Source organism: Ruegeria sp. HKCCA6837 (assembly GCF_013034475.1).
In the GTDB taxonomy this organism is placed as follows: domain Bacteria; phylum Pseudomonadota; class Alphaproteobacteria; order Rhodobacterales; family Rhodobacteraceae; genus Ruegeria.
Genome location: NZ_WQGD01000018.1, coordinates 34185 through 46876, shown reverse-complemented (window position 1 = coordinate 46876; position 12692 = coordinate 34185). Strand labels below are relative to the sequence as shown.

The 12692-nt window shown below is 56.7% G+C and carries 13 protein-coding genes and 1 pseudogene; 4 read left to right on the top strand and 10 right to left on the bottom strand.

Going from position 1 to position 12692, the window contains the following annotated elements; translation table 11 throughout:
* Positions 1-99: 99 nt before the first annotated feature.
* The 3 genes from GOV91_RS22965 to GOV91_RS19315 are packed head-to-tail and all read right to left on the bottom strand — an operon-like array spanning position 100 to position 2688.
* Positions 100-516 carry a PfkB family carbohydrate kinase gene (locus GOV91_RS22965; RefSeq protein WP_171236626.1) on the bottom strand — a complete coding sequence of 139 codons (417 nt, stop codon included), beginning with the start codon at positions 514-516 and terminating at the stop codon, positions 100-102.
* A gap of 44 nt (positions 517-560) precedes the next feature.
* Entirely contained in the window at positions 561-1685 is a 1125-nt protein-coding gene (locus tag GOV91_RS19320; protein ID WP_254440720.1) for an amidohydrolase, read from the bottom strand.
* Positions 1678-2688, bottom strand: a complete 1011-nt coding sequence (locus tag GOV91_RS19315) for a pyridoxal-phosphate dependent enzyme (RefSeq protein ID WP_171236624.1) — start codon at positions 2686-2688, stop codon at positions 1678-1680. Before GOV91_RS19315 ends, GOV91_RS19320 begins: the two co-directional genes overlap by 8 nt.
* Before the next feature lie 86 nt (positions 2689-2774).
* Here GOV91_RS19315 and GOV91_RS19310 point away from each other — a divergent pair, with 86 nt between their 5' ends.
* On the top strand, positions 2775-3251 hold the full coding sequence (locus GOV91_RS19310; protein WP_371732344.1) for an Lrp/AsnC family transcriptional regulator: 477 nt from the start codon (positions 2775-2777) through the stop codon (positions 3249-3251).
* An 85-nt stretch (positions 3252-3336) separates the two neighbouring features.
* On the opposite strand, the gene GOV91_RS19305 is transcribed toward GOV91_RS19310, so the two are convergent.
* The 6 genes and pseudogenes from GOV91_RS19305 to GOV91_RS19280 all read right to left on the bottom strand — a co-directional run bounded on the left by GOV91_RS19305 (position 3337) and on the right by GOV91_RS19280 (position 9105).
* A complete protein-coding gene (locus GOV91_RS19305) occupies positions 3337-4314 on the bottom strand; it encodes a CoA ester lyase (RefSeq protein ID WP_171236623.1) in 978 nt (325 codons plus the stop codon).
* A gap of 142 nt (positions 4315-4456) precedes the next feature.
* Positions 4457-4702 (bottom strand): annotated as a pseudogene (gene glyA / locus GOV91_RS19300) (serine hydroxymethyltransferase); the annotation flags it as partial.
* Between the two features lie 78 nt (positions 4703-4780).
* Positions 4781-5752, bottom strand: coding sequence for a D-glycerate dehydrogenase (locus GOV91_RS19295; RefSeq protein WP_171236622.1), 972 nt, complete (start codon positions 5750-5752; stop codon positions 4781-4783).
* Positions 5752-6639 carry a succinate--CoA ligase subunit alpha gene (gene sucD, locus GOV91_RS19290; RefSeq protein WP_171180586.1) on the bottom strand — a complete coding sequence of 296 codons (888 nt, stop codon included), beginning with the start codon at positions 6637-6639 and terminating at the stop codon, positions 5752-5754. The genes GOV91_RS19295 and sucD overlap by 1 nt, the downstream gene beginning before the upstream one ends.
* Positions 6639-7835, bottom strand: a complete 1197-nt coding sequence (locus tag GOV91_RS19285) for a malate--CoA ligase subunit beta (RefSeq protein WP_171236621.1) — start codon at positions 7833-7835, stop codon at positions 6639-6641. The genes sucD and GOV91_RS19285 overlap by 1 nt, the downstream gene beginning before the upstream one ends.
* A 28-nt stretch (positions 7836-7863) precedes the next feature.
* Complete coding sequence (locus GOV91_RS19280) at positions 7864-9105, bottom strand: aminotransferase class V-fold PLP-dependent enzyme (RefSeq protein WP_171236620.1); 1242 nt, start codon at positions 9103-9105, stop codon at positions 7864-7866.
* Positions 9106-9324: 219 nt separating this feature from the next.
* Between GOV91_RS19280 and GOV91_RS19275 the strand changes: the two genes are divergently transcribed.
* Positions 9325-9954: a response regulator transcription factor gene (locus tag GOV91_RS19275; protein ID WP_245223249.1), complete on the top strand. Its 630-nt coding sequence runs from the start codon at positions 9325-9327 to the stop codon at positions 9952-9954.
* Between the two features lie 115 nt (positions 9955-10069).
* The gene (locus GOV91_RS19270) at positions 10070-10915 is read left to right on the top strand and encodes a TauD/TfdA family dioxygenase (protein ID WP_171236619.1); all 846 of its coding nucleotides are present in this window, start codon (positions 10070-10072) and stop codon (positions 10913-10915) included.
* Here the strand turns inward: GOV91_RS19270 and GOV91_RS19265 are convergent.
* Entirely contained in the window at positions 10912-12180 is a 1269-nt protein-coding gene (locus GOV91_RS19265) for a cytochrome-c peroxidase (protein ID WP_171180571.1), read from the bottom strand. The genes GOV91_RS19270 and GOV91_RS19265 overlap by 4 nt on opposite strands.
* A gap of 15 nt (positions 12181-12195) precedes the next feature.
* Between GOV91_RS19265 and GOV91_RS19260 the strand changes: the two genes are divergently transcribed.
* Positions 12196-12666: a tetratricopeptide repeat protein gene (locus GOV91_RS19260; protein ID WP_171236618.1), complete on the top strand. Its 471-nt coding sequence runs from the start codon at positions 12196-12198 to the stop codon at positions 12664-12666.
* Positions 12667-12692 lie beyond the last annotated feature (26 nt).

The following is a 12692-nucleotide window of genomic DNA, read 5'->3' as shown; positions in this document are numbered from 1 at the left end:
TTTCGCCGGCATCACAACCGTGGATCGGGCTTTTCGGACTTCAAAACCGGAAGTAAAGGAACTTTGTGAAAGCGACAGTTCGCGATAAGACGCAAGTGCTCAAGCCACCAATTCTATCGCACGGCACGGTACGTGGGGAGATCGCCAACCTGAAACACGGGTTTTGGCGATTGGTGCGCCAGGTGCTTTGTCTGAACATCCTCTGACCGACACACTACCGGAAACGGCATCAGCAGCGGTGTTTGAAATGGCTTGACTGATTCCAGACACATGTAAAATCTTCACCGACTGCAGCGCCGTCACCGGCAGATCGTCTGGACCCATTCGGCTGCTGGAGGAAACTGCACGGAAGTAGGTGAACTCACGACCATTCGTGCCATACGTTACAAAGTAAACACCGATGTGCGCATCCGAGACCTGGCGAACAGTCGACGTATTGATGCCTTCTGCCGTCCAAAGGTCAATGAACGAGTTTCCAAACGTGTCTGCCCCAATATGTCTTTCTCTGAACTTCACAACAAAACCGACAAAGGATCACCAGAAGGGCCACTGCGTCAGGCTCAAAAACCGCGTTGCGCAAGGTTGGTCCAGAATGCAATTCCATGACGGATCGCGTCATCGTTGAAATCATATGACGGGTTGTGAAGCGGCATGGCGTTGCTCCCGTCCAACCCGTTTCCCATCAGAATGAACGCGCCCGGTCGATGCGCCAGAAACTCGGCAAAATCCTCCGAGAAACCCACCCGACCGTATTCAGCGTCAACAGAGCCAACATCGCGAGCTGCGCCCAAGATTACCTCGGTGGCCCGGGTATCATTTACCAAAGGCTGGAACGACGTTGAATAATCGACCTCCGCCGCCACCTCTTGCGCAGCACACACGCCATCAACGATGGCGCGCATTCTGCGCTGAATGTTGTCCGAGACGTCTTTGGAAAACCCCCGGCAATCCCCACGCAAGGTCACATTACTCGGCAGGATATTGCGCGCTCCGTCTGTCAGGAACTCAGTAACTGAAACCACGCCATGTTCGCCGGGAGGAAGCGAGCGCGATACAATCGACTGCAAGTGCAATACAATCGCAGATCCCGTCACGATCGGATCAACGCCCTTCTCTGGCATGGACGCGTGCCCCCCCTGCCCCTTAAGGCGGATTTCAAAATTATCCTCGAATGCACAGAAAGGTCCTGCCTGAGTGGCGAAGTGGCCCAGCTCCATTCCCGGCATATTGTGAAGCCCAAAAACTGCGGTCATAGGAAAGCGTTCGAACAAACCGTCAGCAATCATCGCAGCGGCCCCATTTCCGTTCTCTTCATCCGGCTGGAAAACAAAGTGAACGGTCCTGTCCAACGATGTGTCCGCAGCAAGGGCCAAGGCAGCACCAAGCAGCATTGTACTATGCCCGTCATGGCCGCAGCCGTGGAACTTGCCCTCTGTTTTCGATCGATAGGGCAAATTGGTCATCTCGTGAATCGGCAGCGCGTCCATATCGGCGCGAAACCCGATTGCGGTCTCATCAGGACCACGGCGCAAAGTGGCAACAACCCCGGTTCGACCCACGCCTCGGGTGACCTCAAGCCCGGCGCGCTCCAACTCAGCCGCGATCAAATTGGGGGTCCGGTCAAGGTCGAACCCGGATTCTGGATGGGCATGAAGATCACGACGAAACGCAACAAGATCAAGCATCAGAAACGCCCCCTTCGGACAAGATGACCAATGGCAAATCATCGTCGCCCTCAAGGCAGGCGGCAAGCCCAGCCGCTCCGGATGGCGTGGTCGAGAAACCCAAATCAAAGGCGCTGTTTACTGCGTTCTGAGCCTGTTGGTCACTGATTGTAACCCAATCGTCTGCACAGCGCTTCAAGATATCCAAAGCCAACATGGATGGCGTTTTGCAATCCAGCCGCCCCATATTTGAAACGGGCCCTTCAACCGTAAGGATTTCTCCGGCTCGGGCGCTTTCCTTCAGACAGGGTGCAGCATCTGGTTCAACCACTGTGATCTTTGGCTGCACCGGCCAATTCGACCGGATCATATAGGCAATGCCCGCGGCCAGCCCACCAACGCCCGCCTGCAGGTACACGTGGCTCGGCCAATTTGCGGACACTTCTAAATCGTTGCGCATTTCTTCAGCAACGACAGTATAACCCTCCATCACCAATCGCGGAGGCTCGGTATATCCCGGCCACGACCCATCGGCGAGGTGAATGGCACCGGTTGCTTCGGCGTCGGCGATGGCTGCGGCCACGCTTGCCTCATAGTCACTGCCGGATCGAACAACATCTGCGCCTTTCGCCCGAAGACGAACGGCAAACTCTTCGGGGACTGTTTCGGCAAGATAAATGCGCGCCGTTGCACCAAAGAGCTGCGCGCCGGCGGCCACGGACATACCGTGATTGCCAGCACTGGCGCACACAAAAGTCATCGTTCGCGCCACATCCTTTACGGGATCGCTCAGAAAGGCGCTGGGTGTCAAAGAACGACCAACACGCGCTTCGATCAGCTTGGCAACAGCGTAAACACCGCCCAAAGCTTTGAACGCGCCCAGGCCCATCCTGTTGGTTTCATCCTTGATCAGGATCGAGCCCCCCCGGAATCTGTGGGTTTCCAAAGGGCTCGGCTTATAAGCAGGACATTCCGCCAGCAACGCCAGCGGCTTTGCCACATCAAGTTTCTTACTGTGTTCCATGATCAGAGTTTTACGCACAAGCTGCGATCTATTATGGTCACATTTGCCGATTTTTCGGGAAACTTTTTCACATCAAGGAAATCTTTGTGAAACTCGACCAATTTGACCGCAGCCTGCTGCACCTGATGCAACGAGATGCTAAAATGGGGCTGGAGGCGCTTGCATCCGAAACAGGCTTATCGGTCGCATCCGTTCAAAGGCGTCTGAAGGCGCTCAGAGCTTCTGGTGCTATTCACTCGGAAGTGGCAATCGTCGACCCGAAAAAACTGGGCGTTGCAATGAGCTTCGTTGTCATGGTCGAATTAGAACGCGAACGCCAGGATCAGATCGACGCTTTTTCTCGGCAGGCGCAGGCAGAGCCAAGGGTGCAACAGTGCTATTACATCACAGGTGATGCTGACTTTTGCCTGATCTGTACGGCGCGTGATATGGATGATTTTGAAGAACTGACCAAAAAGTTGTTTTTCGACAATTCAAACGTTCGCCGCTTCCGCACGTCAGTTGTGATGGGACGCAAGAAAGTCGGCTTGGGCATTCCTGCCAAAAACAATGACATGGACTGATGAAGCGCCCCATTCTCGCTTTATCGAAGTAGCAAAGACCAGATTTTTCGTTTGGGCAACTGTTCTGGCCTTTGCCTAATCGCTCTTATGCTGCGGCAATCTGGCTTGCTTTTTCAACCAACACTTCCGCTTGGCGGATCGAAGCATAGTCGATCAAACGACCATCCAGAGAAACAGCACCTTTCCCATCCGCTTCCGCCTCGGCCATGGCGACAAGAATGCGCTGAGCCTTGGTCACTTCGGCGTCGGATGGCGACATAACCTCGTTTGCCAAAGTAATCTGGCTTGGGTGAATGGCCCATTTCCCTTCGCAGCCCAAAACAGCGGCGCGCTTGGCGGCAGCTTTATATCCATCGGGGTCCTGAAAATCCCCGAACGGACCGTCGATGGGTCGCAGCCCGTTGGCGCGTGCGGCCACGACCATGCGCGCAAGCGCGTAGTGCCACATGTCACCCCAGTGTGTCATGCGACCTCCATCGGTATCCGCATCGGTCAGCACTGAATAATCGGGGTTCACACCACCGATGATGGTTGTCCGTGCACGTGTCGATGCCGCATAATCGGCAACACCAAAGTGAAGACTTTCGTTGCGCTTCGAGGCAGCGGCGATCTCGCTGACATTTTGCATGCCCAGCGCAGTTTCGATGATGTGCTCGAACCCGATGCGCTTGCCATAACCCTTTGCGTCCTCGATTTGCGTGACCAGCATATCCACGGCATAGACGTCAGCAGCTGTTCCGACCTTGGGGATCATGATCAGATCCAGCCGCGTGCCAGCCTGTTCAACAACATCCACCACGTCGCGATACATGTAATGGGTGTCCAGCCCGTTGATGCGCACCGACATGGTCTTGTTGCCCCAATCGATGTCATTCAGCGCCTGAATGATATTCTTGCGCGCCTGTTCCTTTTCGTCAGGCGCGACAGCATCTTCCAGATCAAGAAAGATGACATCCACATCCGATTTTGCCGCCTTTTCAAACATTCCGGGCTGGCTACCGGGAACGGCAAGCTCGCTACGGTTTAGACGTGCTGGGGCTTGTTCAATGGGGTGAAAGCTCATGTTTTGGTCCTTCTTCTTACAGGTTCGCATGGATCGGGAATCGTGCGCAGAGTTCTGCGACTTCGGCTTTGACCTTGGCTTCGACAGCGCCGTTGCCGTCTTCACCATTCGCGGCCAGACCGTCGACCACTTCGATGAACCAATCGGCGATGAAGACGAACTGGCAACCGCCATAATAGCGCCGACCGGAATAGCCTTCGGCGTATTTGTTGGTCATGACCGAACCCTGCGCCTCCATCACGGCGGCAGAGACGATGTTCTCAGAGGCAATCAGCTCGATCTCGTCGCGCTGACGACCCAGTTCAGATGTGATCGAGCCAAAAAGTTCAGGGTCGCGGTCAAACAGGGATTGGGTGAAAAATCCATCGGCACGTTGCGGTGCATTCAAAAGTAAATCCTCCGGTGGATGGCGGCGACGCGGCCACCGTGGGCCGCATCGGCAATTAGCCTTAGGCGCGCTGGCAGGTCAGATCACCCGATCGCGTGGCTCTCGGCCTTCGAAGAAATCACGCAGGTTATCGAGCACACGGAACCCCATCGCCTCGCGTGCCTCGCGCGTGGCGCTGCCCAGATGCGGCAGCATCACAAGGTTGTCGCATTGCAGAAGATCCGCACATATGCGTGGTTCACCATCGAACACATCCAGTGCTGCACCGCCGATCATGTCGAAAGCCAGCGATTGAACCAACGCCCGTTCGTCGATGACTTCACCACGCGCCGCGTTGATCAGGAACGCGTCGGGTTTCATAAGGTCCAGCCTGCGCGCATTGATCAGGTGGCGGTTCGCAGCCCCGCCGGGGCAATGAAGTGAGACGAAATCGCATTGCGGCAACAACTCATCAATTGACGCCACCTGAGTGGCATTGCACCGCGCCAATATATCCGGGTCCACCGGGCTGCGGTTATAGACCAGCACGTCCATGCCAAAGCCGTGATGCGCACGGCGGGCCATTTCCTGACCGATGCGCCCATAGCCGATGATGCCAAGCGTCTTACCGCTGACTTTGGTCCCAACCAGATGCGTGGGCCGCCAACCGGTCCAGTTGCCGGAACGCAGCTCGCGTTCGCCCTCGCCCGCCCGACGCGCCACCATCAGCAGCAGGGTCATGGCGATATCTGCAGTGCATTCTGACAGAACATCAGGCGTGTTCGTCACGGTCATACCCAGTTCGCGGGCAGACGGCTCACAAATGTGGCTGTAGCCGACCCCATAATTGGCAAGGATTTTTGTCTGCGCACCAGATACGTCCAGCGCCTCGGCGCTGAGCGTATCGGTTACCGTAGGCAAGACCGCGTCATAGGATTTCAACGCCTGCCGGATTTCAGACGGGGACAAAGGTTTGTCCCCAGTGTTCAGTACGGTGTTATAGTTCTCGGCCAACTGCGCCTCGACGGCAGCAGGCCAGCGACGGGTCACAAGAACAGACGGTTTGACCATCACGCAGCCTCCATCACACGCGCAATTGTTTCACCAATTACGGCAGGGTTTTCCGCCACGGTCACACCAGCGGCAGACAGGATTTCAACCTTCTCGCTAGCGCTTTCGCCAAAGGCCGAGATGATCGCACCCGCGTGGCCCATGGTCCGCCCTTTCGGAGCAGTCAGGCCCGCAACGTAGGCGATCACAGGTTTGGTGATGTGGTCACGGATGTACTCTGCCGCCTCGGCTTCCTGCGGGCCGCCAATCTCACCAATCATGGCGATGACATGGGTGTCTTCGTCTTCTTCGAACCGTTGAAGGATGTCCTTGAACGAAGACCCGTTGATGGGATCGCCCCCGATCCCGACGCTGGTCGATACACCAATTCCGCGTTCTTTCAGCTGCGCTGCGGCCTCATAGCCCAGCGTGCCCGAGCGTCCGATAATCCCCACATGCCCCGGAAGGTAGATGTGACCCGGCATGATCCCCAGCAAAGCTTTACCGGGCGAAATCGTGCCCGCGCAGTTCGGACCGGTCAGAACCATACGTTTGTCTTTGGGGTAGCGGTACATGTAGCGTTTCACCCGGATCATGTCTTGCGCTGGGATACCGTCGGTGATGCAAACGCAGTACCGGATGCCTGCATCCGCTGCTTCCATGATCGAATCCGCGGCAAACGGAGGAGGAACGAAAACAAGGCTGGCATCCGCGCCGGTCGCCTCAACGGCTTGTTTGACAGTGTCAAAAACCGGAACGCCTTCGACGGTTTCGCCGCCCTTGCCGGGAACGACGCCGCCTACGACATTCGTGCCATATTTCAGCATGTCTTTGGTGTGAAACCGCGCCATCCGGCCGGTGATGCCCTGTACTATGACACGCGAGTCGCGATCGAGAAGAATGCTCATTACACAGCCCTCATCTTGGTGCCTTGGGTAAGGTCGTTTTTCCATGCGCCTACAGCGCGTTCTGCTGCTTCCATCAGTGTTGTGGCGCGGATGATCGGCAGCCCGGACTTGGCAAGGATCTTCTGGCCCTCTTCGACATTGGTACCAGCGAGCCGGACAACGACCGGAAGGTCGATATCCAATTCTTTCAGCGCCTGAACGACGCCCTCGGCCACCCAATCGCAGCGGTTGATGCCTGCGAAAATGTTGACGAGGATGGCCTGGACATTGGTGTCCGACAGAACCAGCCGAAACGCCTTGGCGACCCGTTCTGGCGAAGCACCGCCACCGATATCAAGGAAGTTTGCGGGCTCACCACCGGCCAGCTTGATCGTGTCCATAGTTGCCATTGCCAGACCGGCACCGTTGACGATGCAACCGATGTTTCCCTCCAAACCCACGTAAGACAGCCCCCGGTCCGCCGCGCGACTTTCGCGCGGGTCTTCCTGGCTTTTGTCGCGCAGCTCGGCAATCTGCGGGTGGCGGAACAGAGCGTTGTCGTCAAAGCTCATCTTTGCATCCAGCGCCAGCACCCGGTCGTCGCCGGTGATGACCAGCGGGTTGATCTCGACCATGGTGGCATCCAAGTCGCTGAACGCGGCATAGCAACCCTGCAGTGTGCGCACCATCTGCTGGATCAGCTTGGGTTCAAGACCAAGCTTGAACGCAATTTCACGCGCCTGGAATTCCTGAAGCCCAACTGCCGGTTCCACAATGGATCGCACGATACTGTCCGGACGGTCGGCCGAGATGTCTTCGATCTCCATCCCACCTTCCGACGAGGCAACAATCATCACCCGCTGGCTGGATCGGTCCAGAACAAATCCCAAATAAATCTCGCGATCAATCGGCACGGCGGCTTCGACGTAAACACGGTAGATGCCTTTGCCTTCCGGGCCCGTTTGATGCGTGACCAGCTTGCGACCGAACAGGTCATCGCAGGCCTGATAAATCTCGTTTTCAGTGTTGCACAGCTTGACGCCTCCGGCCTTGCCGCGCCCACCGGCATGGACCTGCGCTTTGACGATCCACTTTTCACCACCCAGCTCTCGCGCCCGATAGGCCGCTTGTTCCGGGCTGTAAGCAAGTGCGCCCGGAGGTACGTCGACCCCGAAATTGGAAAGAAGTTCTTTCGCTTGGTATTCATGAATATCCATCTGCAATCCTCCCGTTCATGCAGTGTGGTTAAGCAGCGATTGAAGTGCCGTAGCGGCTTTCAAGCAAAGCCTCGATCGCATCCTGATCGACCTCTCCGCCAAGCTCGCGCAGGGCTTCGGCGAACAGGCGTACGATCCGGCTGACCGCGTCGCGGTTCAACTGATTGAGGATGCCGATCCGCACCTGTACCGGAGCGCTGAGAGTCGGCCAGATGCCAAATCCCCGTGCACGGCAGTTCTGGACCAGCTCCATCTCTCGCCCCGCCAGTTCCGGTGGCAGGTTCAGAACAACAAGGCTGGGCATGTCCGATGTCACTTCGCAGCCCATTTCGATCACCGCATCGCGCAGAACCTTCTCATGGGTGCGGTAGGCCATGGCCCGCTTTGCCAGGCTTTCTTGCAGGGTCAGTCGCAGGGCTTCGTGGAACGCCGCAACGGCGTATCCCGAATGCGTCCGGTGGTATGTGCCTTTTTCTACGTCTTGCCCATCGACAATGCCCCAATGGCGCGCTTCAAAGATTGGGTTGTGAACATAGGAGTATGCACCTGACACCTTCAGGCTTTCGATATAAGCATCCGTAAAGCTGACCGGCGCGTAGGTCAGCGGCAGGCAGCACAAACCTTTTTGCGGGCAAGACGCCCATCCGGCGATACCGGGAAAATCATCAATCGAAAAGTCATCGGCACCCAGCGACGACACCGCGTCGATCAGCCCCATCACACCGTTGCGTTCACAGGCGTCCGAAAAGCCGCGCAGATCGTTGACACGCCCGGATCCGGTTTCCCAGTGTGCCATGAAGGCCCATTTTGGCTTGTGCTCCGCCAAAGCGGCGTCAACCAGTTCACCTGTCACCGGCTGACCATGTGGAACCTCGATCACGGTGACACTGGCGGCTTGTGGGTCAAGCGGGTTGGATGCGTGTTCTTGAGGTGTAGCTGCCTTGATCCGCAGGGTCAGAGCGTCGATACCCGAGAATGTCCCGTTGGCAAACGCCACGACCTTATCGCCAGGCATGACGGCAGAGAACATAGCGTCCAGAGCGCTCCAACCGGTGCCTGCGACCGCAAAAGTATACGTGTTGGACGTGCCCCAGATTTTCCGCAGCATGTGTTTGCACTCGATCATGCCCCGCAGAACGTCACCCTGCATGTGATCCGCTACGCCTGCGCTGCTGAAGGCGCGCAGGACACGGGCGTCGGTGTTGCCCGGTCCCGGGCCAGCGGCCAAAGTCTCGGGGATCTCAAGAGGAGGGAAAATCTGAAACGTCATTGTCTGTCATCCTCGGCGTTGGTCGGGCTCTTGGACCCGTCGTGTTTCGTTGCCGGACAGAAAACGCCGCCTTGCGCAATGACGCAACGTAACTTACTACTGCTTTAGGATGGCCAAAAGGATGGGGAATTTCCCACCCGAATTGGTAAAAATACCAAGGTATACTGAGTTATCACCTACCCGTTTGGGTAGTAAATTGCGAAAGTTGGGTAAAAACAGATGATTGGCGCGCCAGGTACCCCTATTGATGTCATGCTGGCAGACGGCAATCCGCTGGTTCTGTCTGCCATGTCTGAAATCTTTGAACGCGACCCGCGATTCTCGTTGGTGGCGACGTCAGCCACCGCCGAAGGGTTCCTGGGAACCGTCATGCGAGTTCCGGTTCAGGTCGGGGTGGTCGACTGGAACCTCCCGGTGCTCGGAGCGGCAAAGCTGATCGAGGTTCTTCGAGAACAGGCCAATGCACCCCGGTTTGTGGTGTATGGGGATGTGACCAGCGAAACGCCGCGGCTGGCCATGCAAGCCGGGGCCGCTGGTTTTGCGGCGCGATCCGGCGAGGTTGAAGGCTTGCTTGAAACCTGCGCCGATGTGGCGGCTGGCAAAATGGTCTTTCCATTCATCGACGTTCGAAAAATGCAACAGGACCCTATCCAAAGCCTGTCCCGCAAAGAACGCGCCATTCTTGAAGCCTTGGCCCAAGGCATGTCCAATCGGGACCTTTCAAAAGAACTGCAGATTTCGACAAACACGGTCAAATTTCACCTGTCCAATATCTATGACAAGCTGGCCGTGAAAAACAGAACTCAGGCCATTGCGTTTTACTATTCGTCCAGATCCGCATTGGATTAGGGCTATGGTCCGGGGGCTGCCGTCCAGAATGCGCGACGGCGTAGTACTAGCTAATTCCGTTTCTCCAAAGCCCAATCGTCCTTTATCCTGATCTTGAAAAAGCAGGAGCACCCCGATGGACATCACACCACTCACCGGCGGCTTAGGCGCTGAAATCTACGGCGCCGATATTCGAGACAGCGGGCAATTTCCTGATATTCACCAAGCCTTTGCCAAGTATTCCGTTATCGTCCTAAGGGGTCAAACAGCCACCCCTGAAGACCATCTGAACTTTGCTCGCAGCTTTGGCGCGATCAACGTCAACCGTTTCTTCAAACCGGTTAATGGCTATCCCGAGATTGCGACGGTCTTAAAAGAAAAGGGCCAGAAAGAAGCGGTGGGTGAAGGGTGGCACACCGATCATTCCTATGACGAAGCGCCAGCCATGGGATCAATCCTGCATGCGATTGAGATGCCGCCCTATGGAGGAGACACGCTGTTTGTGTCTATGGCAGCCGCGTATGAGGCACTCTCGGCCCCAATGCGTCAGTTTCTAGACGGGCTGACTGCTGTGCATTCTTCACGTCACGTCTTTGGTGCCGCCATACAAGACAGCGAAGCCGCCAAGAGCGGTCGATTAGGCAACGCAGACGCCGCAACACAAGATGCGCACCATCCCATTGTCATCACACATCCACTCAGCGGGCGTCGTGGTCTTTTTGTGAACCCTGTCTTCACAACGCATATCGAAGGGCTCAGCAAAGACGAGTCTGATGCAATTCTTGCGATGCTGTACGAACACTGCAAACAACCCGAGTTCCAATGCCGCGTGCGCTGGCGCGCGGGCGACATAACGATGTGGGACAACAGAGCCACATGGCACAAGGCAATCAACGACTATCACGGTTTTCGACGCCTGATGCACCGGGTCACGGTTGAAGGCGTGGCTTTGTCGACCCCTGCTGAAAACAAGGACAGCTAAGGAACAAATCCACTGGGCACGCCAAAAATCGGTGCATCCACACTGGAACCTGTCAAAGCGTCCATAAAAGCGATCAGATTCTGGATTTCCACTTCCGAGAGTTCAATCGGATCAATGTCAGTTTTGCTGCGTTGGCGTTCCATTTCCAGTCGATCATCCCAAACCAGAAAGTCAGCGTCGTGCAACCACGGAACCTGAGGCAACCCGGCCATATCGGGCGTCCAGGCATCAAAGCTTGCCTGAGGGTTCAGATGATGGCGGATGACGCTTTCAAGGTCGGGGAAAGCCCCGTTGTGACCGTAAGGGGCCGTCAAAGCAACGTTGCGCAACATGGGGGTGCGAAACCTGTAGGCATCTTCCAACCGGTTGCTTTCACCCATAAGACCAACGTCGCGCGCATACGGATCCCATTGACGGGTTCGGCCCGGACCAAAAGGCGGAATGGCCAAAGCGTGGAATTCCTGATCGGACATCAACGGGCCCGCGTGGCACACGGAACAGTTTGCCTTACCATAGAACAGATCCATCCCGTCTTTTTGAACGGTTGATAACGCATTCATGTCCCCTGCCAGATACTGGTCGAATGGGCTGTCCGTGCTGCGCCATTCGATGGCCATGAACGCTGCCAAGGCATTGGCGACCTGCGTGATTGTAATGTCCTCGGTTGTTTCGATTTCTCCGAACGCCGCGACCATCGCCGGTCCGTAAAACGGATCGGTTCTTACGCGTTTGGCAAGGATCGGCCAACCTTTGTCGATCCGATCGTGGACGGCCCCGGTCACTTGGTTTTCGGCTACATTTCCCGCCATTTCGAACTGTGCGGTCAATGGAAAAAGCGCTTGTGCGGCTAGCAAAGAGTTCAACCCTTCAGGCAACCATTCCTGCGCGGGTGAGTTGAACCCGTTTTCATAAACATCCGAGATGCTCAGGCGGCCATCGTGAAACACCGTGTGGATACCTTTCGCCCCGAGATTCCATAGCCCCGGTGAGTTACGCGGGATACGCTTTCGGATTCTGTCTGCGCCGGTGCCCGGAGTACGGTCCGGTCCCAGACCTTCACCGCCTTCCCCGATGCCAAGCGACAGCCCATCTGAAGTCCCGAAGTCCGGATGATGGCAATGCGCGCAGGATATATTCTGATTGCCCGACAGGATCGGGTCGTAAAACAGTTGATGACCGATGGCGGCCTGTTCCATATCAAAAGGCAGGAAATCATCATCTGTCAGAGGGCGCGGCACATCCTGTGCCGCCGCGCTCCCGGCCAAGAGGAAAGCAACCCCATGCGCCAGTTTGTACTTGCCCTTTGTCTGCTTGCCAGCCCGGCGCTCGCCGAACTGGAACAGGCGCGCGATTTGATGGAGGCCGGCGAGTTTGAGGCCGCGCGCAAAGAACTGCTGCCCGCCGCCCGCTCGGGCAATGCCGAGGCCGAGGAATTGATCGGCGTGATGTACGGGCTGGGCCTGGGCGTCGAACGGGACTATGAGCGCGCGTTCGAATGGTATCTGCGCGCCTCGATGAAGGGGCATCCGGGGGCCCAGTCGGGGGTTGGCTGGTATTATGAGCTGGGTCTTGGGATGCCCGCGCCTGATCTGGTCAGGGCTTACATGTGGTACACGCTCAGCGCGATTGGCGGCGATCCCGATGCGGCGATCAGCCTTGAGGAAGTGGTCAAGAAAATGTCGCCGGAGCAGATCGAAAGAGCGCATGTTCTGGTGAACGACTACAAAGGGTGGATGTACCCGTTTCGATAGGGGCCGGGCCCGAAGGCCCGACCCGG